The 23694-nt window shown below is 36.3% G+C and carries 23 protein-coding genes; 3 read left to right on the top strand and 20 right to left on the bottom strand.

The window, feature by feature from the left end:
• Window positions 1-4: 4 nt before the first annotated feature.
• Window positions 5-937, bottom strand: coding sequence for a 5-dehydro-4-deoxyglucarate dehydratase (kdgD, locus tag U9M49_RS12795; RefSeq protein WP_095370418.1), 933 nt, complete (start codon window positions 935-937; stop codon window positions 5-7).
• Window positions 938-1112: 175 nt separating this feature from the next.
• Between kdgD and U9M49_RS12790 the strand changes: the two genes are divergently transcribed.
• The gene (locus tag U9M49_RS12790; RefSeq protein WP_095370419.1) at window positions 1113-1799 is read left to right on the top strand and encodes a FadR/GntR family transcriptional regulator; all 687 of its coding nucleotides are present in this window, start codon (window positions 1113-1115) and stop codon (window positions 1797-1799) included.
• Between the two features lie 56 nt (window positions 1800-1855).
• Here U9M49_RS12790 and garD read toward each other — a convergent pair whose 3' ends face one another.
• Window positions 1856-3391: a galactarate dehydratase gene (gene garD, locus U9M49_RS12785; RefSeq protein WP_307319024.1), complete on the bottom strand. Its 1536-nt coding sequence runs from the start codon at window positions 3389-3391 to the stop codon at window positions 1856-1858.
• Between the two features lie 290 nt (window positions 3392-3681).
• Between garD and U9M49_RS12780 the strand changes: the two genes are divergently transcribed.
• Complete coding sequence (locus U9M49_RS12780; RefSeq protein WP_095370421.1) at window positions 3682-4632, top strand: zinc-binding dehydrogenase; 951 nt, start codon at window positions 3682-3684, stop codon at window positions 4630-4632.
• A 298-nt stretch (window positions 4633-4930) separates the two neighbouring features.
• Here U9M49_RS12780 and U9M49_RS12775 read toward each other — a convergent pair whose 3' ends face one another.
• The 12 genes from U9M49_RS12775 to U9M49_RS12720 all read right to left on the bottom strand — a co-directional run bounded on the left by U9M49_RS12775 (window position 4931) and on the right by U9M49_RS12720 (window position 15763).
• Entirely contained in the window at window positions 4931-6544 is a 1614-nt protein-coding gene (locus U9M49_RS12775; protein ID WP_341098653.1) for a glycerol-3-phosphate dehydrogenase/oxidase, read from the bottom strand.
• 100 nt (window positions 6545-6644) lie between these two features.
• Window positions 6645-8135, bottom strand: coding sequence for a glycerol kinase GlpK (glpK, locus tag U9M49_RS12770; protein WP_307319031.1), 1491 nt, complete (start codon window positions 8133-8135; stop codon window positions 6645-6647).
• Between the two features lie 19 nt (window positions 8136-8154).
• Window positions 8155-8865, bottom strand: coding sequence for an MIP/aquaporin family protein (locus U9M49_RS12765; RefSeq protein WP_095370423.1), 711 nt, complete (start codon window positions 8863-8865; stop codon window positions 8155-8157).
• 452 nt (window positions 8866-9317) lie between these two features.
• Complete coding sequence (locus U9M49_RS12760; protein ID WP_307319033.1) at window positions 9318-9860, bottom strand: glycerol-3-phosphate responsive antiterminator; 543 nt, start codon at window positions 9858-9860, stop codon at window positions 9318-9320.
• 276 nt (window positions 9861-10136) lie between these two features.
• Window positions 10137-10796, bottom strand: coding sequence for a DUF975 family protein (locus U9M49_RS12755; RefSeq protein WP_095370425.1), 660 nt, complete (start codon window positions 10794-10796; stop codon window positions 10137-10139).
• 404 nt (window positions 10797-11200) lie between these two features.
• Window positions 11201-12217 (bottom strand): serine hydrolase domain-containing protein, encoded by a 1017-nt coding sequence (locus tag U9M49_RS12750; protein ID WP_307319039.1) that lies wholly within the window; start codon window positions 12215-12217, stop codon window positions 11201-11203.
• An 89-nt stretch (window positions 12218-12306) separates the two neighbouring features.
• Window positions 12307-12738 carry a pyridoxamine 5'-phosphate oxidase family protein gene (locus U9M49_RS12745; RefSeq protein WP_095370428.1) on the bottom strand — a complete coding sequence of 144 codons (432 nt, stop codon included), beginning with the start codon at window positions 12736-12738 and terminating at the stop codon, window positions 12307-12309.
• 12 nt (window positions 12739-12750) lie between these two features.
• Window positions 12751-13107 carry a carboxymuconolactone decarboxylase family protein gene (locus tag U9M49_RS12740; RefSeq protein ID WP_095370429.1) on the bottom strand — a complete coding sequence of 119 codons (357 nt, stop codon included), beginning with the start codon at window positions 13105-13107 and terminating at the stop codon, window positions 12751-12753.
• A 153-nt stretch (window positions 13108-13260) separates the two neighbouring features.
• Entirely contained in the window at window positions 13261-13437 is a 177-nt protein-coding gene (locus U9M49_RS12735) for a hypothetical protein (protein WP_157733782.1), read from the bottom strand.
• A 113-nt stretch (window positions 13438-13550) separates the two neighbouring features.
• Window positions 13551-14015, bottom strand: coding sequence for a YfmQ family protein (locus U9M49_RS12730; RefSeq protein ID WP_322909926.1), 465 nt, complete (start codon window positions 14013-14015; stop codon window positions 13551-13553).
• A 21-nt stretch (window positions 14016-14036) separates the two neighbouring features.
• Window positions 14037-14228 carry a hypothetical protein gene (locus tag U9M49_RS12725; RefSeq protein ID WP_095370431.1) on the bottom strand — a complete coding sequence of 64 codons (192 nt, stop codon included), beginning with the start codon at window positions 14226-14228 and terminating at the stop codon, window positions 14037-14039.
• Between the two features lie 104 nt (window positions 14229-14332).
• Window positions 14333-15763: a PLP-dependent aminotransferase family protein gene (locus U9M49_RS12720; protein WP_095370432.1), complete on the bottom strand. Its 1431-nt coding sequence runs from the start codon at window positions 15761-15763 to the stop codon at window positions 14333-14335.
• A gap of 709 nt (window positions 15764-16472) precedes the next feature.
• On the opposite strand from U9M49_RS12720, the gene U9M49_RS12715 reads away from it, so the two are divergent.
• Window positions 16473-17393 carry an MBL fold metallo-hydrolase gene (locus U9M49_RS12715; RefSeq protein WP_322909925.1) on the top strand — a complete coding sequence of 307 codons (921 nt, stop codon included), beginning with the start codon at window positions 16473-16475 and terminating at the stop codon, window positions 17391-17393.
• Window positions 17394-17512: 119 nt separating this feature from the next.
• Here U9M49_RS12715 and U9M49_RS12710 read toward each other — a convergent pair whose 3' ends face one another.
• From U9M49_RS12710 to U9M49_RS12685, 6 genes are all read right to left on the bottom strand, one after another.
• Entirely contained in the window at window positions 17513-17932 is a 420-nt protein-coding gene (locus U9M49_RS12710; RefSeq protein ID WP_322909924.1) for a DUF1801 domain-containing protein, read from the bottom strand.
• Window positions 17933-18048: 116 nt separating this feature from the next.
• A complete protein-coding gene (locus U9M49_RS12705) occupies window positions 18049-19560 on the bottom strand; it encodes a tripartite tricarboxylate transporter permease (protein WP_095370436.1) in 1512 nt (503 codons plus the stop codon).
• Window positions 19561-19576: 16 nt separating this feature from the next.
• Window positions 19577-20026, bottom strand: a complete 450-nt coding sequence (locus tag U9M49_RS12700) for a tripartite tricarboxylate transporter TctB family protein (RefSeq protein WP_095370437.1) — start codon at window positions 20024-20026, stop codon at window positions 19577-19579.
• 15 nt (window positions 20027-20041) lie between these two features.
• Window positions 20042-21019, bottom strand: a complete 978-nt coding sequence (locus tag U9M49_RS12695; protein WP_322909923.1) for a tripartite tricarboxylate transporter substrate binding protein — start codon at window positions 21017-21019, stop codon at window positions 20042-20044.
• Window positions 21020-21249: 230 nt separating this feature from the next.
• Complete coding sequence (locus U9M49_RS12690; protein WP_095373527.1) at window positions 21250-21927, bottom strand: response regulator; 678 nt, start codon at window positions 21925-21927, stop codon at window positions 21250-21252.
• Window positions 21920-23530 carry a sensor histidine kinase gene (locus U9M49_RS12685; protein ID WP_095370439.1) on the bottom strand — a complete coding sequence of 537 codons (1611 nt, stop codon included), beginning with the start codon at window positions 23528-23530 and terminating at the stop codon, window positions 21920-21922. The genes U9M49_RS12690 and U9M49_RS12685 overlap by 8 nt, the downstream gene beginning before the upstream one ends.
• Window positions 23531-23694 lie beyond the last annotated feature (164 nt).

Genomic DNA, 23694 nt, shown 5'->3' with positions numbered 1-23694 from the left:
TCCCTTACCCCCTGACAATCTTTTGCTTTTTTGGATACTTCTCTTTTGCTCGTTGCAAAATACTTTCTAATTGTTTGTAATGTTCAAGTTCTACAGGTGTGAAAGGTGCACGAACCTTGTTCTGAACTGGTAACCCTGACAGTTCCATACCTGCTTTAATTAAGGAGACTGCATAGCCTTTTCGCTGCTTACGGATCTCATTTATTGGTAAAATAATATCTTTATATATCTCGTGGACAATTTCATTTTTCCCTTGTAACAAAGCATCATAAAACTGTCTAGAAATATGAGGGATATAATTTGAAATTGCAGAGGAATACGAATCAAACCCTAATGGAATATAAGCTGGCATTGTTACCTCAGCCATAGGCATGCCATTCAACCAGCTTAAACGTTTACCGATACGATTGGTTAAACAAATATTCAGTTCCATATTCCCTACACCATCTTTTAGGCCAACCAGTTGCTCTAAATCTAGTAATTTCTCTAATGTGCTAGGTTGTAGAATCGCGTTATTCCTTTGATAAACAATAGCATTAAGTGATGTTTCTGAGATTACTTGATACAGATAATCATATAATCCCTCTTGTTCACCTTCTGCTAAATAGGGAGGTAATACAAGAAAGCCATCTGCTTTTTTATCCTCTGATAAGCGCGCATATGAAAGGGCATCCTGAATATTTCCACCTACACCTGTATAAACAGGTACCTTACCACCTGCTTCTTGGATGGCAACATCAAGCATGATTTCATATTCCTCTTTACTCAATGATTGGAACTCTCCTGACCCACATGCGATAAAGATTGCCTCTAATCCTTCTTCAATCAAATATCGAATATTAACTTCTAACGCTTTTTCGTCTAACTTTCCATTTTCATCAAATGGAGCTACAGGAAATCCGAGAATACCTGTAGGTGCTTTTCTAGGTGAATGCATATTTCATTCCTCCCCTTTCAATTTGTTATGTATAATTGTAAGACAAATTAAATTAACTGACAATATGTTTTTTGAAAATTTTTATTTATTTTTCTAAAGGGCTTGCTATTCTTTTAATTCTATTTGTATTACAATTAGATTAATTAAACTATTGTAATTTGGATGGTGGACAATTGTGAAGAAAGATGCGCTTGATTTAATTAGTAGCCAAGTCGTACGAAAAACATTGGCTCAGCAAGTAGAGGAACAAATAATTGATTTATTAATTTCAAATAAACTTAAACCCGGTGACAAACTACCTCCGGAAATGGAATTAATGGAACTTCTAGGTGTCAGTCGTCCCGTCATGAGAGAGGCGATGACTTCACTGGAATCTCTTGGTATTGTAAAAAGAAAAACGAGAGATGGTACTTACTTTACTGAGAGTATAAGTAATAAACCATTTTCAACCATGCTTTCCCTTGTTAGTGACAATATTGAAGCAATCGTTGAAGCACGCACCTCTTTAGAACTAGGTCTTGTTACATATGCAGCAGAAAAAATGACAGATGAAACTCTTGAAGCTTTGAATGACACAATTATCAAAATGGAAAATTCAGTCGACAACGAGTATGGTGAACATGATCTTATGTTTCATCGAATTATAGCCCTTAGTGTAAATAATCCTGTCTTACAAGGAATGATTGATTCGCTTTTACTCTCACATGTAAAAATCAACGCACAAATCAAATATCGAGAAAAAGAAAAAACAATCAGACATCATAAAGCCATTTATGAAGCACTCAAGAAAAAAGATCCTCAGGCTGCATTTCAAGCAATGTACAATCATTTGAAGTTTGTTGAAGGAAAAGTATTAGAATAAAAAACGAACCCAAACCGTATGTAAAGAACGGTACTGGGTTCGTTTTTTTTATCTAATTAAGTAATCGGTGCAGGATTAAATAGAGCTAAATCATTATGAAGCCCCCATTGATCTGCCCAAGTCTTTCTTTCTCCACTTGCTACTTCAATAATGTGATGGAATATTTCCCATCCCACATCTTCAATTGTTGATTCACCTGTGGCAATCGTTCCCGCATTTACATCAATTAAATCATTCCACTGTTCTGCTAAAGCATTTCTTGTGGATACTTTTATGACAGGTGCCATTGCTAATCCATACGGTGTGCCCCTACCAGTTGTAAATACCTGTAGATGCATGCCAGAAGCTAACTGTAATGTACCGCATACGAAATCGCTTGCTGGAGTAGCCGCATAAAGGAGACCTTTCTGTGTTGCTTTTTCTCCTGGTGCAAGCACACCAGAAATAGCACTACTACCAGATTTAACAATTGAACCTAATGATTTCTCTACTATATTAGATAGGCCTCCTTTTTTATTGCCAGGAGATGGGTTCGCACTTCGATCTGCTTTACCTTTTTGAAGATACTCATCATACCATTGCATTTCTTTAATTAAAGCGTTTCCAATCTCTTTCGTTTCGCACCGAGGTGTCAAAAGATGGACTGCATCCCTTACTTCAGTTACTTCAGAAAACATGACTGTAGCACCAGCTCTTACTAAAAGGTCAGCAGCATAACCAACAGCAGGATTAGCTGTAACACCTGAAAAAGCATCACTTCCCCCACATTGTAAGCCAACCACTAAATCGCTTACTGAGCAGATTTCTCTTTTGCGAAGGTTTAGTTTCTCTAACTTTTCTTCGGCCATATTCATAATATTTGTTACCATATCTGAAAAACCTGCTTGTTCTTGTAAAGACAATATGTCGCGATCTTTACCATCAGGTGCGAGCATTAATGGTGATAACTTTTCACACCCAAGACCGATGATTAAAGCTTCCCCTCCAAAGTTCGGGTGCTTAGCTAAATTCTGCAAAGTCCTTATCGGGATGATTGCTTCTGGCGCTTGAATGGCTACTCCACATCCGTACTGATGATTAATAGCTACGACATCATCTACATTTGGATAGTTTGGCAGTAATTCATTTTTTATTCTCTTCACAGCAAAATCAAGTACACCTACAACACATTGCACACTTGTTGATATTCCCAAAACATTCTTTATTCCTACACTTCCATCAGGATTGCGAAATCCTCGGAATGTATACCCCTCTAATGGTGGGAGGGCATCAGGCACACGAGTTGCTATACTTAACTTATGTAAATCTGGTGGAATAGGAAGCTCAACCATTGACTCTTCTACCCAACTTCCTTTCTTAATAGGTTTCAACGCTTTCCCTATCACCTCTCCGTAACGGATAATCTCATCCTTTTCAGCTATTTCTTTAAGTGCTACTTTATGTCCTTCTGGTACTCTACTAGTAAGAACCAGCCCGTTAGAAAAGGTTGTACCTTCCTTTAACCCACCAGCATTAACAACAATTGCTACATTGTCTTTTTCATGGACTTTTATAAAAAGGGGCTCTTCTTTTCGTTCTGTGTTCAATCGCATAATTCATCCCTCCTCATTTTGTATTATTGTAAGACAAATAAACTAAATGGTCAATAAATAGTGAGAATATTTTAAATAATATTCTCTCATTTGCATTGGTGACAAACTTTTCTTATAGAAAAGTAAGTATAGAGGAAAGCCAGTAATATATTGCTATTTTTGATTCAGTATACAGAATACACAAATAGCGTTATAATTTATATTGTCGACAATGTACAATTGTAATATCAATTTAATCGGCAAATCCTAGGTAGGAACCATGGTAAAACTTTTAGAAAGAAGGGGTTAATATGAAAGGCTGGGAATTTACAGCAACCAATGTACCATTGAAAGTAGTTGAAAAACCAGATCCAGTAGCAACTGAGGGTCGTGTAATTATCGATGTGAAGGCAGCTGGACTTTGTCATTCTGATGTAGGAGCTTTACATGATCCAAAATGGATGGATATTATCGAGAAAAAACCAATCATTATGGGACATGAAGTAGCAGGTATGATTACTGAAGTTGGCGAAGGTGTAACCGATTTCAAAGTAGGTGACCGCGTTGGTGTTTGTCCTGTTAGCTTAGTTGGTATGGGACCTGGATATGGTTATGATGGAGGCTATTCAAATAAAGTATCTGCTCCCGCGATTGACCTTGTACCCATTCCTGATGGTGTAACTTATGCACAAGCGGCAGCTGGCACCGATGCAGGAATGACCTCTTATCACGCAATGTTCAAACGTGGTGAAGCTAAACCAGGAATGAAAGTAGCAGTAATTGGTATCGGAGGATTAGGTCAAATTGCTGCTCGTGCAGCTGTTGTGGCTGGCATTGAAACGTATGCAGTAGATGTAAGCCCTAAAGCACGTGAATTAGCCAAAGAAATTGGTGTAAAAGATGTATTTGAAGATATTAAAGAATTAGCCGATATTGCACCAGATTTAGTAGTCGATTATGCTGGCTTCGGTACCACAACAGCTGGCGCAATTGATATAGTTGCACCAGGTGGTAAAGTTGTATTAGTAGGTATGGGGAAACTAGAATCTACAATTAATACTGATCCACTTATCTTAAAAGCTGCAAGCCTACTCGGAAGTGTTGGTGGAGATAAATACGATATTGCAGAAGTATATAAATTAATGGCTTCAGGCGATATCGATCCAGCCATTACTGAAATCACCTTTGATGAAATTGGGGAAGGTTTAGCTCGTTTAGAACGTCATGAAGTGACAGGACGTTTAGTAGCGATTATGGATTAATAAGACATTTAAGATACAAAATGGGTTTGGATTATCTTCCAAGCCCATTTTATCTTTTATAGTACATCATTCGCCAACGAATTTAGTAGGGTGTAAGAGGTGGACATGCAAATAATCCTTTGTGTCCTAAGTATGTTCAATCACACGTTTAAATCCTGATCATGTTTACTTTGACATGTCGTAATCAATACACAACCACTAAAAAGTGAGCAAACTTGATAATTGCAACCTTAAACTTCTAACTTTATTCCAATTCAAAAAAAAAAACGCACGGCTCAGGCCGTACGATTTTCTATGATTATGCCTTATTTATTTCCTCTTTCAACTCTTCTCTCATTTTCTCTGTCCTTTGTGCATTCCAAGCAAAATAATCACTCATAAATGTCACAACTGCTTCACTATAGTTCATTGCCCATTGTTTATTAAACAATATGGCACTTGTGCGTCGCATAAAATAATCGGTTGGGGTTTCGGTCATTTCTTCTTCTAAGCTATAGATTAATGTAGCATAGGCTTCAAGGGATAGATTGACTTTATCATGCTCACCCTTAGCTTTTTTAGCAATTTCAAATACGTTTTTGATATTAGAGCCATAGCGTTCGACTATGCGCTTTGCTTCTTGTTCTGTAAATCCGATTGCTGTACCATTCTTTATTTGCTCTTCCACAAAAGACTGGTAGCCATTAGAACCACCTACATCACCGCCTGATAAAATGATGTGATCTGTTTGACATGATTGGGTGTTTCCTAATCTCTCTGCGACAACATCGACTGTTTTTTCGGCCATTTTGCGGTAGCCTGTTAGTTTGCCACCTGCTATGGTGATGAGCCCAGTATCAGAATAGAATATTTCATCTTTACGTGAGATTTCGGATTCTTTTTTTCCTTCTTCGTAGATGAGTGGACGAACACCCGCCCAATGTGATTCAATCTGGTCTTTAGACAATGATAATGTTGGAAAAACCAGTTCTACTGTTTTTAGTAGATAATCACGGTCCTCTTCTGTCATTTCTGGATTTACGAGGTCTCCCTCATATTTAGTATCTGTTGTGCCTAGATATGTTTTTCCGTTACGTGGAATGGCGAATACCATTCTTTTATCTGGTGTGTCAAAGTAAACAGCGTTTTGTAACGGAAAGTCTTTTTGGTCAAATACTAAGTGGACACCCTTTGTATGAAATAATTTCTTACCGCTTAGAGAGCCATCTTTTTTTCTTAGTCCATCTACCCAGATGCCTGTAGCATTAACAACTTCCTTCGCATAAATAGGGAAAGCTTCGCCTGAAAATACATCAACTGCATTTACACCAATGACTTTGCCATTTTCATATATAAAGTCGTCTGCTTTGACATAGTTTGCTAAGGTTGCACCGAGTTCATCTGCTTTTTTAGCGACTTCAAGTGTGAGACGGGCATCATCTGTTTTATATTCTACATAGTAACCTGCACCTTTCAGGGTGTCTTTTACAAGTAATGGCTCTTTTTTAATTGCCTCTTCTTTAGATAGCATCTTCCGTCTTTCACTCTTCTTAACACCTGCAAGAAAGTCGTAAACCCTTAATCCAATACCAGTAGTAAACGGTCCAAATGTACCTCCTTTAATTAACGGAAGCAGCATCCATTCAGGATTGGTAACATGGGGTGCATTCTCATAAACGATGGCTCTTTCTTTCCCGACCTCTGCCACCACGCCTATTTGCATTTGTTTTAAATAACGTAGCCCGCCATGAACAAGCTTAGTTGAGCGGCTACTTGTGCCAGCAGCAAAATCCTGCATATCAATTAGCCCTGTATCTAAGCCACGTGACTGGGCATCAAGAGCAATTCCAGCTCCGGTAATCCCACCTCCGAGTACAAGTAAATCAAATTTTTTGTTTTTCAATTCGTTTAAGTTTGCCTTTCTATTCATCATAATCCATCCTTCCTTGGATAAAAGAAAAGACCGCAAATAGCCCTTATGTACAGGGTTGATTTGCGGTCTCTCATTCTCCAACATTTTATATTAACTTGTTTTATTGAAATGCGATTGTTGCTTTAATTGCTTTCTTCCAGCCGTTATATAATTCGTCACGCTTGCTTGATTCCATTTGATTTTCAAATGAATCTCCAATTTTCCAGTTATTAATGATTTCTTCTTTTGTCCAGAAGTCAACAGCTAAGCCGGCTAAATACGCAGCTCCTAAAGCCGTTGTTTCATTAATTTCTGAGCGTTCAACAATAGTGTCTAGTATATCACTTTGGAATTGCATTAAGAAATTGTTTTTCACAGCGCCACCATCGACACGTAACTTCTTCAGCTCAATACCTGAATCACTTTCCATTGCTGTTAACACATCTTTTGTTTGATATGCGAGGCTCTCTAATGTGGCACGAATAAAATGTTCCTTCGTCGTTCCACGCGTCATTCCAAAAGCAGCTCCTCGAATATCACTTTCCCAATAGGGTGTCCCAAGTCCAACAAATGCAGGTACAAGATAAACACCATCAGTTGATTCTACACGCGTTGCGTAGTCTTCACTTTCTGGGGCAGTCTTAATCATTCTCATGCCATCTCTCAACCATTGAATAGCCGAGCCAGCAACAAAAATACTACCCTCTAATGCATATTCTACCTTACCATCCAGTCCCCATGCAATAGTTGTGAGTAAACCATTTTCTGATTGCACTGGATTTTCCCCTGTATTCATAAGCATAAAGCACCCTGTGCCGTACGTGTTTTTTGCCATGCCTTTCTCAAAACAAGCCTGACCGAATAAAGCAGCTTGTTGGTCACCAGCAATACCGGAAATGGGAATCGTGATATCGCCAAAAATCTCTTTCGCTGTTTCCACATACACTTCAGAACTGGATTTCACCTCAGGCAGCATAGACTTAGGAACTGTAAGAATATCTAATAATTCGTCATCCCAGCTCAAATCGTAAATATTATACATTAATGTTCTTGATGCATTCGTGTAATCTGTTACATGTGCTTGACCGTTAGATAACTTCCAAATAATCCATGTATCAATCGTTCCGAAAAGCAAGTCGCCATTTTCTGCCTTTTCACGTGCTCCTTCAACATTGTCTAATATCCACTTTACTTTTGTACCTGAAAAGTATGCATCAATTAATAAGCCCGTTTTCGAACGAAAAGTATCATTTAAGCCTTTTGCTTTTAATTCATTGCAGATTTCACTCGTTTGTCTGGATTGCCATACGATAGCGTGATAGATTGGTAAACCGGTATTTTTATCCCATACAACCGTTGTTTCCCTTTGATTAGTGATCCCAATAGAAGCAATTTCACTGCCTTGTATATTATTTTCACTTATGACACCCGCCATAACAGAAAGAATAGAAGCGTAAATTTCCATCGCATCATGCTCAACCCAGCCTGGCTTTGGAAAATGCTGTTTAAACTCCCGTTGATATTCACCTACAATATGACCTTCTTTATTAAAAAGTATCGCTCTTGAACTTGTTGTTCCTTGATCTAGTGATAAGATATATTTTTTTGTCATGTCGGCATCCCCCTATTTATTAGAATAAAGATTGAAATACAAATGTTGCAAGAACAGCCCCAACTAATGGACCTACAACTGGAATCCAAGCATAGCCCCAGTCCGAAGACCCTTTGCCTGGGATGGGTAGTAATGCATGGGCAAGACGCGGTCCTAAATCACGAGCTGGATTTATCGCATAACCTGTTGTTCCCCCAAGACTCATACCAATTGCGGCAATAAAGAACCCAACGATAAGAGGATTTAATCCCTCAGCAAATGAATTTAGCCCAATCGCATTCAAACCAAAGACTAAAATAAATGTTCCGAGTACTTCACTTATGAAGTTAAATGGCGTATTTTTAATTGCTGGGCTTGTTGAGAAAACGCCCAGTTTCGTGCCTTGATCACTAGTAGCTTTCCAGTGTGGATAGAAGTATAAGATAACAAACGCTGCACCAATAAATGCACCAATCATTTGTCCTGATACATAATATGCAACAGCTCCCCACTCAATACTACCAGCTAAAGCTGCCGCCAATGTTACCGCTGGATTGAGATGGCCACCCGCACCAAAGAAATCTGAAACGTAGACACCAAACGCGACAGCAAACCCCCATGCAAACGAAGTGACAATCCAGCCACCACCATTAGCAAATGTCTTGTTTAAATTCAAATTGGCCCCAGCACCAACACCGAATACGACTAATATGAAAGTGCCAATTAGCTCTCCTATAAAAATATCAGACATTCAGTAATCCTCCTAATCATTTAATAGACTATAAAACTACTTTTTACATTACCCTTTCAAGAGAAAACAAAAAGAGGCATGCGAAAGAAAATAACGATCAAACGTTATTTCGCATGCCTCTCTAAATCTCCGACAAAATAAATTAACTTGTACGAACCATATTATAATAAAATGAAAACGATTGCAAATAAATAATTAAATTTTTTAGAAGAATAAGATAAGAGACATGTAAAGAAAAATCACCAGACCGATCGGTTTTTAACAACAAGTAAGATACTTATCCCCATGTTCACAGCAATCCGAGTCGATAAGTAAACAAATCTGACTGAAGATGAGCGCCCTTCCAAGTCATTATATTTCTTCAGCGAATAGAAAATGCAATCTTTTTGCAGTAATAAAAAAAGCCATCCTTTTCTACCAACCTGCTGTAAGTAGAAAAAGATCGCAGTTAATTATAGCTCCCATAGATCCCTGTTAGATGTTGAAACAGAGATAGCACCGGATTCGAGGGCTGATTCAATCTCTGATTTCTCCCTCACCAAGCCACCAGCAATTATTTTTATATCCGTTTTCTCATGAACTTCGCGAATGATTTCTGGAATAATGCCAGGTAACACTTCAATATAATCTGGCTTTGTATTCTTCAACAACTCTAGTCCATTCTCTAACGCCAGGGTATCAATGGAGAAAAGCCTTTGAATGGCTAGTACCCCTTTTTTCTTGGCTGTAATAATCGCTTGTCTCTTGGTCGAAATAATCCCAGCAGGTTTAATTTCTTGGCAAACGAATAAAGTGCCACTTTCATCATTCTTTAAACCATCAATCATATCCATATGAATGAGGATTTTTTTATTATGCTTCTTAGCTGTTGCTACAACACTTTTTATTTGTGTAATGTGAGAATCCAGTAAAATCATATACTCATATTGCGAAGAGATGACTTTCTCGAAATCCTTCATATTACGAATAGCTGGTAGGATTGATTGTTTGATCACTAAGATCAACTCCTTCTTCATTGCTCATATCTATCCATTAATAATAGAAACAGGTAAAGAAAAAAGCAATTACACTAAATACCTGTCTTAATTGTTTATCTTTGGCTTCATTCATTATAAAGCATCTTCTACACAAAAAAAAGAAAGCTAGATACTCACTGAATCCAGATTAAAAGTGTTCCCTATTGATTTAAAAAGAAAACCTTAGGTATATACAAGACATTATATAAAGATAAAAAGACCAACATCTTTATCAGATGAAGGTCTTCTAAACAATTATATAATCGCTTCCTTCACAGCAACAGCACCTTCTCGGTCTCTTAAATCTTCATAAAAGTGTGCATGCGCTGTTAAAAAGTATGGGCCAAGCCAAAGAAACCCAATTCCAAGCGTTAAGATACATAGAAAAGCCCAACCGATGAAGCTTAAGTTCAAACAAAAATATCTCCACTTATGACCCTTCATCATTTTTCGACTTTCAGTTATCGCTTTGTTCACAGATAATTCTGGGCGGTCGCGTAAAATATACATCGCTTGAGAATACGAAAGCGACTTAATGATGCCTGGGATAATCAATAATAAGAACCATAAGAAAATATAAATGCTTTGTAAAATCGTTAATCCCAAAGCTCTTAAGAAACTCAAATACTTAAAGCCTGTAAATAATTCCTCCACTGGAAGCTTAGACTCTCTAATTAATGTAATGTACGACAATGAAAGACTTACACCAAATGGAATTAAGATTATACTAATTGCAATACTAATTAAATTATACCCTGCAGCATACTCCCATTCAGGATAAGGAATTAATAGTATTTCAATAATAAATTCGGGGATGAACGTAATTAGAAAATATAAGAATGAGAGCAATACACCCTTTCCCCAATTGTCTCGCAATGATGCGAGAGCAAGTTGTTTAATTTGTTTACTTTTCATCTCGTTTCTCTCCTTTCACAACCAACACATTGTAACACAAGAAAAAAATGCCATCAATTGTATATTTTTCTTTTTTTATATTTTTTTTTACCTTAAGCTATTAGCTTTAAAAAACGCACAAACATCTTTGATAATATCAAAAAATTTACCAATATATAATAATTACTACTAAAAGTTCTAGCATCCGATAATGCGCATACTCCCCCCTCTAATAAGTTGTGATTATTCTTGTCAACTTGGGCTATTTTTTAATTAAAGAAAGTAGCATCACGAGATGATCACCACTAAAAATTCCAAGAAGGTTACTCTATCCCTGAGCTCTTTTGTTCTTTTCCGAAATTAATTACTTATGATTAATGCTTAGAAAATTTATTGGAGGTAAATTACGTTTTTTATTTATTCTCTTACTCTTTCCCTATAAATGCCCGATAAATTTCACCGATGAGCCCATCCATTTGATGAATACCAAGCTCAGTATTCGTCAAAATTATTATCCCTTCCTTCTTTTGCGGGTATAGAGCAAGCAAACTTTGAAAGCCTACTCCCCAACCAAGGGAACTCAATTCAAATCCATTGGATGTATTTCCTAAAAAGCAGCCAAGCCCTGACCATTCACACTCACCCTGTGATGTAAACATTTCATTTATAGTTAGGGGTGAGAGGCCGAGCTTACTATCACCAACGATTGCATTCATGAGTTCAATCATCAGCATACTAATGTCTTGAGATGTTGACCATAACCCTGAAGCAGCTGGATAAGGATAATGTGGGTATTTCTCTTTCACTGTTGCTCCGTTCCTATCATGTCCTTGAGAAATATTTTTCGCATAAGTAATCTCATAGGTACTACACGTCATACCTAGTGGCTGGAATATCTTCTCTTCCATTAATAGTGTGAAAGATTTACCTGTCACTCCCTCTATTAACTTCTCTATCAAGCAAAAATTAGCATCTGCATAATGAAATCTCCCCACCTGATTCTCTTGTCTGATAATAGGCTCTCGACAATATTCAGTTTTCCCAAGAAAAAGTTGTTCTACTGTAGGGTAACCCCAACGTTTTTGATAGGGTAAAAAACTATTTGGCGGATCAATGATACCTGATTGGTGACTTAATAATTGTCTAAGGGTGAGTGTGGTTGAGGGTGTATTAGAGGGTATTGTCCATGTTGTGACCACTTCATTTATTGGTGTATCTAGTTGGAGGAGCTGTTCATCTATTAGTTTGCAAGCTAAGACCGTAGTAAGCAATTTACTTATAGAGCACACATTAAACATCGTATTTCCCATAACAGGAAATTGGTCGTGTTTATTACGCACTCCATATTCACTTTGAAAGATTTTCTTATTTTTAATCATTGTTATTGTTAATCCTTGTATGTGTAACGCCTTCATTCTTTCTGCTATATTTAATGCAGTCACTATATATCACTCCTTTTTTAAAAGGTAACACAAACATACGTTCTATTCAATGAAAAAAAAATCCCGCTAAATAAAACGGGATCTCTTTTCTATAGAGTTACTTCTTCTGTTTGCTGATGGTCATTATTTAAAAAGCGAATGGTTTGAGGGGTAATGGCTAATATGACATAGTTTGGATCCTCAGGCCCTTCAAACCAACGAGAGAAAGAATCCTGCCAAATTTTCTTTTTTATCTCTTCATCTTCACTAATTCGACATTGTCCCTTGACTTCAATGTATTCATCATTCAGACCTTTACCAGTATAACCTAAAAGAATAGAAGTATGTCCATTCTCCTCAATCTCTTCAACCTTTTCTGTATTTTTCTTTGTCGCACTATAAAGAGTGAATCCCTCGCTATCTTCACAATAAAAAGCCATATAACGAATATGTGGCGCATTTGATTCTACCGTTGCCAATACACCGATAGGATGATTCTTGATGATTTCTTTTGCTTTTTTCATTACTTTTTCATTTGACATCAACTTCAACTCCTAGTTTAACGGTTTGAATTCATTGATACAACTTTGCACTAAAGTTACCCCTTGACTAATTGACGCTCCGCCACCAAAGGCTGACGAAACAGCAATGGTTTCCATAATTTCTTGTTCTGTGCACCCTTGATCGATACAGCCTTTTGTATGAAAGATGATGCAATATTCATCTTGTGCTTGCACACTAATTCCTAGTGCAATTAACTGCTTTTGCTTGGCACTAACTGCACCTTCTTTGAAACATTCCTCTGTAAACTCGTTAAATTTCTCTGCATATGTTGGTAAAGTGTGCGATAAATGAGCCAAACCCTCTTTAAATTGAAGAATGGATTCTGCCATATTTGATTGTTGTTCCATCTCTTTTCCCTCCATATTTTCAATATTTACAGATGTAGTATGTGCTGTTTCACATTTCTTAAGCACTAACTCGATCTAATGAAATCAAGAAGAACCTCAGCATTCAAAAAAGGCTCCTCAAAAAATTTGAGAAACCTTGTGTTCATATCTATTTTATTTACTACTATAATCATGTTCGTTCTTCGATGATGAACTCGATTTATTTTTTTGTTTTTTGCCTACTTTTTCCTCTTTTACTTCTAGTTCAATATCTTTAAGTGGTAATGGATCAACATGAGGATCTTGTTCTATTTTTTTCTTTTGCTCTTTTTTAACAGATTCTCTACTCATCTTTATAGCCACCTTCCTTATTACTTTTGTATTTACCCTTTATAGGAAAAATAAAACAAGGATAGCTTCAATAAATAGGTAGCCCTCATTTTTAGAATAATTTTTTTAGGGGATCACATGTTATCTATTTTACTATTTGAGTATATGCTATTTTCTTCACACTCAATATATTGTTCCTTAGCAGACATTTGATAGGCAATTAGTTTCCTCTTCGTTTGTTTTACAACAGTTAGATATTTTTCTTCAATATAAAGGTATAATTGTATCTTTTTCTTTCCTTTACTATAACAAATATGATAGGGAACTGTTTTTTGATTATGCGGCATAAATAAGTCTTCATTACCAGGATAAATATGAATTCTTTTCAAAAAACTAGCTTCATTATACATAGTAACTACTTTCTCCTTAACCTGTCCCTCTATCAGTTGGCTATCATATACTAATGTAATCTCTTTTTCATTTATTTCTTGATGGATGGCAAATTTTTTTAATACCCATGCGACAGCCGCACTTGGTGGGCTAGTAATCATCTTGATTAAAATACCTAGTATTAATACAAAACCCATTGTCCATGTCATGCCTTGATCCTCCTAAAACTTTTAGTCATAAGCAATATATATAGCTAAAGCAATGATGGACAAAGCAATCACCACTATATAAATCATTGTTAAGTTTAGATTATTTTTTCTTGAAGATGATTGATAATTATCATCACTCCTATTCGTAATCAATAGGGTAGCAATAATCGCAATCATTAGGATGCATATAATTACGCCGTATAATATGATCATCTTTTATGCTCCTCTTTTATGTATTTCGCTTTCTCCTTTATCTTAATTGAAACGAGCATATTTATGACCAGCCAATTCATCTATTTTTTTACCATCCACTTCATTTAAGTAAGTGCCAATGCAGCACTAAAGCGTTGGATACCCGTTCTTATTTGTTCTTCATTTGCTCGTCCAAAGGTAAACCGCACAAATAACTTCTTTGATCCCATCATCATTCCAGGAAAATAAATAACCCCTTGTTTAATAGCATTCTCTAACAACTTCATTTCATCAACGTCTCTGTTTATTTCACACCAAATATGAATACCACCTTGAGGAATGGTAAACACCACCTGATCCCCTAAATATTTCTTTAAACTAGCAACTACTTCATTTCTTCTTTGCACTAGTTCTGTTTTGATCCTATCTAAATGTACAGGAAAATGCTTTGACTCCAAAAAATCATTAGCAATCCATTGTGTATAGCTAGCATGACCAAAATCAATCTGCTGCTTTGCATCCGATAATCTTTCTATTACCGAGTTCGGCCCGATAATCCAGCCAATCCTTAAACCAGAAGCAACTAATTTTGATAACGAACTGATATACAATACATTTCCGTTTTGATCCATCGATTTCAATGTAGAGACAGGATTGTTATTAAAAGCAATTAAGCTGTATGGATCATCCTCAATCACTGGGATCCCGTATTCAGAAGATATATCCAAAATCTCTTGCAATTGCGCTTTCCTAAACAGCCTCCCTGTTGGATTTTGAAATGCTGGATTTAAAAAAATCATACTAATCCGGTGTTTTTTATGTAATGAAAGAAGCTCGGCAGAAAGAGCCCTATTGCTTAGTGCTGATAGGGTAAAGACTTGAATGCCTGCTGATTTGAAAATGGGTAAGTTGTAATGATAAGAAGGATCTTCAATTACAACAGCATCACCAGGTTTTAATAAGCATTGCACAACAAGATGCAGGGCTTGTTGTGCTCCAGAAGTAACAAGGATAGAAGCTGGTGTTGTTTGAATATTTCTGTATTTCTCCACATGTTTCATAATGGTATATCTTAATGCTTCACTACCTTGAGGATGGTCGTAACCTAGTCTCCCAATAAACGCTTGCATTTGCGTAATTTCTCTTAAAATATCGGTTGGATATAAATCTTCTGACAACTCACCACTCGCCATATTGATAAGTTTTCTTTTTTCCATTTCCTTACGAATTTTTTGCGTAATCGGCAAATTAGGTAAGAACGAACCTGCTTCAATATATCTGTTCCAACTTGGCATACGCTTTTTTGTCATGCCCCAAATATCTTTACTTATGACTGTACCACTTCCGATTCTCCGTTCAATTAATCCTTTTGATTCAAGTTCATCATAAGCAGCAACAATCGTACTTCTATTAACTTGAAAAGTTTTAGCTAACTGTCTTTCCGATGGTAGATTTTTATCAGCTGGAAAAGTACCGTCAGAGATTCCGTTCTCTATTTCATCGGCAATTTGTTTATAAATCGGCTTCTTTAATTTACGGTTGATTTTTTCATCCATGATATACATCCCTTTTTAGTTAATACATATAGTGTAACCAACTTATTTAATAATGGAATAGTACTTTGTTTTCTGAGTGAAATGAATAACATAGAAATTCACTACTCTATTTAGCATTGAAAAAAGGGAGAAGTTAAAAGACAATTAGTATTCGCTAATGCTTCCTATCCGTTTCTCTTTTCACTTTTTTAATTCCTTCCGTCCCAACAACACAACCAATAAGTGCAAGTATCATACTAGTCGAAATGGCTTTAATAGCATAATAAAACGCTGTGCCAGTCACACAGTCTAAAATAATGAAACGTTTAATCGTTGATGCTTTTATCGAATAAAATACGACTTGGTTTTCTTGTACTCTTTTCAGCGCGGCTCACGCACCTTTCACCTAGACATACTAAAAGTTACGTAAAGAGATTTTGTCCTATGCCTACTATAAGAAATACAATGAATTTACATACCAAGAGTTGCATTCATAAGAATTAATCTTATTTAAATACGCAGGAACCTCATAAAGAATCCACTGGCATCTTTTTTTCATCAAATCTTTTTTCCCTCCACAAAACTTAAATTTAGATGTACTTTCATGAGTTAAAAATGACGGGGCATTTTCTACGTTTAAATGAATACAAAAACTTTGATATTAAAAAATAGACAGATATAATGGTTGCTAACAGATGTTTTTAAAGGAAGATAAGTTTGGAGGAATAGAATGACAGGCAAAAAACGTTTTATTAATCTAGATAATGTAGAAAACACTAAATCATTCAATGATTTTCGTCGTTGGCAAAAAGAACGAAGACAAAATAAAAAAGATCTTACTATCCAAATTGAGCAATCCCCAACAAAAGAAATTATACGATTAAACAAAAATAGAAAAGAAGCTTCTATTACATGGATTGGCCATTCTACTTTTTTCATTCAAATAGATGGATTAAATATCGTTACTGATCCCGTGTGGGCAAAACGTATGGGTCTCGGTAAACGATTAACAGCTCCCGGTATTTCTATATCTGATTTACCAGATATCGATATTGTCTTAATCTCTCACGGTCATTATGATCATTTAGATTTTCCATCAATTAAAAAACTAAAAGGAGACCCCACTTTCTATGTACCAATTGGTTTAGGGAAAAGTTTTAGCAAACGGGGATATCAGCATATATTTGAAGCGAACTGGTATGATTCTTTTAGACTCAATTCGTTGTCCCTTTCTTTTGTACCCGCTCAACATTGGACGAAAAGATCACTAACGGATACGAATACATCTCATTGGGGTGGTTGGATAATAGAAAATGAGCCACACTCTATTTATTTTGTCGGTGATACAGGTTACTTTCGTGGGTTTAAAGAGATCGCCGAAAAGTTCAACCTCAAAACTGTATTAATGCCCATTGGCGCCTACGAACCAGAATGGTTTATGAAAGTCAGTCACATTAACCCAGAAGATGCAGTGAAAGCATATATAGAATTAAATGGCGCTACCTTTATCCCTATGCATTATGGTACTTATCATTTAGCAGACGATACCGGACCAGAAGCTATTGCTAGACTAGATGCTGAATGGGAAAAGCAACAATTAGATGCCAATCAACTAAAAAAATTATTAATCGGCGAAACATTTTGGTTGTAACTGATTTGGATCGACTATCAAACAGCATATTGATAAAGTTGACTAGGAAAGAAATTATGCATCAATACTTCCCTAGTTTCCCCTTTTATCGAAGTGACTTCCCAGCCATTGCAACGAGTTTAGAGAGGATATTTCTTCTGTAAATAACTGATTGAACTATTAATTAGTTGCGCTAAAATTTCTATATCAATGTCAGCAACTTTATTAATATACACACATGACTTTCCGGTAGTATACTTACCAAAATCATTCAATATGTTTAGGCGATTAGGATCACATGCAGCTAAGTAAAGACTTATTTTAGCTTTACGCGGTGAAAAACCAACTAACGGAGCCTCTCCAGCATGCCCAGATTCGTATTTGTAATGATATTTTCCAAATCCGATAATACTCGTTCCCCACATTTTCGCTTGATAACCGGTCGCTTCAATAAAGATATCTAATAACTGATAAGCATCCTCCCGCTTCTTTACTGAATCCACTTTTTCGATAAACATTATGACGTCTTCATCCGTCTCTTTTGTCTTTAATTGATACATGTTTTCTTCCTCCTTTTATCCAGTGATTCTCTAGGCTTTTTATTTTCTTTTTACAGGAAGTATCTATACAACATTATAGGCAAATAAAAAGCTCGCCATCAATGACGAGCTGTTATTTAACCTGATATTGTTTGGTCTTCTTTTCTTTTTCTATTTTTAATCAACTTCAAAATAAGTGGATAGCATAAAGATAATACTGTAAGAATCATCAAAATAATAGAAATCCCAGAAGAAAAGAAAATACTTAGACTTCCATTAGATGATGTCAGAGCCATACGGAAATTTTGTTCCATATCTGTTCCCACAATTAGCGCTAGAACTAATGGAGCAATAGGAAAATCTAACACTTTCATAACTAAACCAATGAGACCGAATAACAATAATAAGTAAAAGTCAACTGTAGAATAACTCAACGTGTAAGTACCGATAAAAGCCAACATAATGATAAGCGGATACAGTACTTTAGCTGGCGTGTGAAGGACCTTTACGAGTAACCCAACTAATAGTACATTAATAATCACTAAAGCAATATTACCGATAAACATACTGTTAATAAGTCCCCAAACCATAACCGGATCATTTTCAAAAAGCATCGGACCAGGTCTAACGCCGAGCATGATTAATGCGCCGAGCATAACAGCAGTGGTTCCTGAACCTGGAATCCCCATTGTTAATAACGGAATCATCGCCCCAACTGAGGCAGAGTTATTTGCCGATTCTGGTGCTGCTAAACCTTCTACAGCTCCTTTACCAAATTCCTCTGGTTTTTTAGATAACTGCTTCTCAGTAGAATAGCTAATCATTGATGCAATGGTTCCCCCCGCTCCCGGAAGTACACCAACAATAAATCCAAGAGGTGCACTCCTGAGAATGGGCCATTTAGAACGTTTCCATTGCTCTTTGGTGAACCATGTTTTACCCATGTCTTGATTTTCTTTTTGCTTTTTCTTTTCTTTATAAATCGTTAAGAAATTATAAAATACCTCACCTACCGCATAGATTCCAATGATGACAATTAGAAAATCAATACCTTCTGCTAAATGTGGCATCCCAAGGGTAAAACGATGAACACCGGTTTGCGGATCAATGCCAATTGTACTTAATAATAACCCTAAGCACATTGCTATAAAACCTTTGATCATTTTTCCTGTTGATAGCGAAACAATAGCTGAGAGGGTTAATAGCATAAGTAAAAAATATTCCGATGGACCGAACTGCAAGGCAAAGCTTGCTAACGGCTTAGCTAAGGCAATAAATCCAAAGGTGGCTAATATCCCCCCGATAAAAGAAGCTACTGCTGATATGGCCATTGCTTGACCAGCTTGCCCTTTCTTTGCCATCGGATAACCATCAAAGGTGGCAGCAATTGCCGAACCATCGCCAGGTGTATTTAATAATATAGAGCTTCTAGATCCGCCGTACATCGCACCATAATAAATGGCAGCCATTAATATAATGGCACTTGTTGGGTCCATTCCAAAAGTAACTGGGATTAAAACCGCAACAGCCGTGGCTGGACCTAACCCTGGTAACATACCAACAACTGTCCCCAAGAATCCTCCTATTACAATCCAAATAATATTAATTGGTTGTATGGCTGTCATCAATCCTTCTACAAAACCCTCCATATGATTCCCTCCTTTTCTATGGCAAACTTACACCTAATAGTTGACTAAATCCGTACCAAGTAATGAAGGAAAAACTCACAGTAACGATGACGTTAACGAGCCATTTTCTCCAACCATTCAGATAAAATAATAAGACACCTAAGAATAAAATCGTTGAAATTAAAAATCCTAGTGTTTCAAATGTCAAGGCATAAATGATACCGAGGATGATCGTGACAACAATTAACTGTATGGCCCTCTTACTAAAGACATCTGTCAGTTTCTCTTCTTTTTCATGGATATTTCTCAGCTCATTCACCAGATAAATAACACTTAGGATAAGCATCAGTGCACTGATGCCAATAGGAAAATATAGAGGCCCATTGGCACTACCTAATGTAGCTTTTGGAATCTGAAATGAGCTAATTAGAAAAACTAAACTAACGGCTATCATTAATATGGGTAAACCTATTTTGATGATTCTCACTTAACAAATCCTCCCTTACTGAACCAGCCCTGATTCGCCAATTAAATCCTTATATAATTCTGCTTGTTCATCGAAAAACGCTTTCGTATCACTACTATTCTGGTAAAAATTATCCCAATCATTATTTGTTAAAAGTTCAGCCCATTCTTCACTCTTAACCATCTCTCCCAATTTTTCATCCCAATATTTGATTTCTTCTTCTGTCATATCTGGTGGCCCCATAATACCTCGCCAATGGGGGAAAACCATGTCAATACCTTCTTCTTTTAATGTAGGTACATCTTCTAATTCTTCTAATCTATCTTCCGAAGACACCGCTAAAATCTTTAGCTTGCCAGCTATATGTTGTTCCTTAACTTCTGATAATGAAGTCGTGACCGCGTTTACATGATTTCCTAAAAGGGCTGTCACTACGTCCCCACCACCGCCATCATAGACGAGGAAATTCAAATCTTTTGCTGCGACATCCCTCATTCCTGCCGCTTGCACAAATGATAGATGATCATCATTGCCTAGTCCTGGTCCTACGCCAATTTTTATAGATGCTGGATCATTCTTAATATCTTCAAACAAGTCATTTATATTTTCATATGGAGCATCTACTGATACAGCAATGGCCTGCCATTCGGTTGCTAAGGTCGCAAGAGGTGTAAAATCCTCATAAGTTAACTTACTTTGTCCTAAGAAATGATTGGTTAATAGCAGACTAGAGTTTACCGCAAGATAATGACTATCCTTCGTATGTAAATAGCTCCATCCAACTTCACCACCGCCACCTGGCTTATTAATGACATTAATGTTATTATCCACCAGGTTATTATCCTTAAGAATTTTTTGCACAGATCGAGCTGTTAAATCCCATCCGCCACCAGGTGAGGCAGGAGCAACTACTTCTATATTTTTTGTTGGATATTCCCCATTTCCTGAAGTTGAATTGGAAGAACACGCTGTCAATATAAGAACAGCTAGAACGAAAACTACCAGCTTTTTCACTATATCCACTCCCCTTATTTTGTTAAATTCTGAGTTAATATTAAATTCTGAATAAATAAATGTAAACGTTTTCTAAAAATTGTCTATTAAAAACTTAAAATTAATTAAATTCATTGTGTTCATTTGTGCTTTATTTCACAATAACTATAAGTGGCAATACGACATACCATTCACCGACGTATGTTTTCCCTCTTATACATAAAAAAACCGGTCCCTTTACGACCAGTTTTTCAACGATAAAAATAGTTCCTCTCGGGTCTCCCCACCACTCCATATACTTGTTCCACATAAGCTTTGTTTATACTAACTAAATATTCTAAGTAGCGGCGGGCTGTTGTACGAGATGCTCCCATTTTCTCTCCGACCTTGTCAGCTGTTAAACCTGTTCCTCCCTTTTGTAGAATGGAGCGCACTTTCTCAAGCGTAACGTGATCAATTCCAGCTGGTAAACCGGTTTGTTTATGTAATATGTCTGTTTGCGTGCGACCAAAGAAATAATCAGCAACCTGTTGATTGACTTCAGTGACAGAAGCGAATTTCCCCTTTTCTTCTTTGTACCTTTCTAAGGTTGCAATAAATACATCCAATGAAACCGGTTTAATTAAGTAAGAGATTACTCCATATTTTAGTGCTTTCAATAAATAATCTTTCTCATTCGCTGCTGTAATTAAAATAATATCTACAAGAGGATACTTCTCCCTTATTTCCTCTAATAGATCAATTCCTAAACGATCCGGCATATATATATCCATAAGTAATAAATCAACTGGATGCTGTTGTAACAGTTCCATCATTGCATGAGCATTTAAACCTGTTCCAATTACCTTCATCCCATCTATTCTAGTTATATACTCTTCATGAAGTTGCGCAATCCGATAATCATCTTCGGCTATTGCTACATTAATGATTCCCATTTTTACTCCCCTCTTTCTTTGGTAAATATACAGTAAAGATTGTACCCTTATGCTCATCACTGCTATATTCAATCACACCATTTAGAGATTCTATCTCTACTTGAACATTAAAGAGCCCGTAACCACGATTTTTCCCTTTAGATGATTGTCCCTTCTCGAATAGTTGTTGTGTCATTTCTTCAGCAATTCCTGTTCCATTATCTTGGATTTCAAAAATAACCTCGTCTCCAATATCGGTAACAAAAAATTTCACTTCCTTGGGCGCATTCTCTTTTACTGCATCGAAAGCATTACTAATTAAGTTTCCTAGAATAATGATAAGTGACGATAAGTTGAGGTTATCTGGTAACCCTTCTAAAGAACTCTCTTTATCTATTACAAAGTCTATTTTCTTTTCGGAAGCTTGTGCTAATTTTCCTAATAATATCGCTTGCACGCGTTCATCCTTTATTTTTGTAAAAATGATTTTTTCTTCTTTTTTTAATAATGTTGCTTCGCTGTTTATGAATTCAATCGCTTTCTCCTTTTTATCTAATTGAAGTAAGCCTAAGATGGCATATAACTTATTCGTAAATTCATGTGATTGTGCTCGTAAATCATCAGAGTACTGTTTCACTTCAGATATGGCATCTATCATTCGTTTAATTTCAGTACGATCTCGGAGGCTAGCTACTGTACCTATTCTCTTCCCAGCTTCTATAATTGGTTGTGTATTCATGATAATGGCTTTCTCATCAATTTGTATTTCAACATTTACTTGTTTCTTACAACTCTTCAGTCCTTCAATCATTACCTCTGAAGAAATGACTTCCTCTACTAATCTCCCTTCTACTCCACTCTCTAATGTCAATAGCTGAGCAGCGGAAGTATTGACCATCGTAATCATCCCTTTTTCATCAATAGAAAGGATCCCTTCCTTCACTGAATGGAGTATAGCGTTTCTCTCTCTGAACATGGCAGCAATTTCATAAGGTTCTAAATTTAATGTGTCTTTCCTAATACTATTAGTCAATGAATAGCCGGCAAAGATGCCAAGAAACAAGATTATCACAGATACTTTAAGTATTTCTCTAATATCCTCCCAAATGGCTTCATATAATTGGTTCACTTCAAAAAGGACAATGACTGCTCCCTCTACTTTTTTATATTCACCATAATTGACCATTATAGGGGCAACGGCCTTAATCACTTTTTTATCTTCTTCTACTGTTTGCATCACATAAGAGCTTCCATAAATAAGTGCTTTTTCATGCTCTTCTATTGTTAATTCTCCAAAAGTAGATTCATCATCAGTCGAGGCGATAATCATGCCATTGCGTTTTTGAAAAAACACTTCCATATTGTCTATCTTTTTTACTTGATTTACTACATTTCCTAAAGTATTTACTAGTTTATAAGGGTTGTAAAAGTCATGTAATGCCGGCATATAAGAAACGGTCTTTGCTGTCTGCATTGTTAACTCTTCAGCCTTAGCCATATCATCATTTAATTTCATCACGATATACATCGCAGATAACAAAACAATAATAGAAATAATTAAAATGACTATAAGGACGAGAATCTTAATTTTTATAGGAACTTTTAATAACTTTTTCATACAGTTCTCCAGTATTTATAGATTCTTTACATTATAGCAGGATTCTTTCTGAATAATCTATCAACTCATACAATCAATTCTCTATAGGGTGGGCATAACCATACGAAATAAGACGATAAAATGATAAAACCTATATTTTATTGATAGCGTAAGATTTTACCGAA

Source organism: Cytobacillus sp. OWB-43, from assembly GCF_034651445.1.
GTDB lineage: Bacteria > Bacillota > Bacilli > Bacillales > Cytobacillaceae > Cytobacillus > Cytobacillus kochii.
This window is presented reverse-complemented; position numbering and strand designations above follow the sequence as displayed.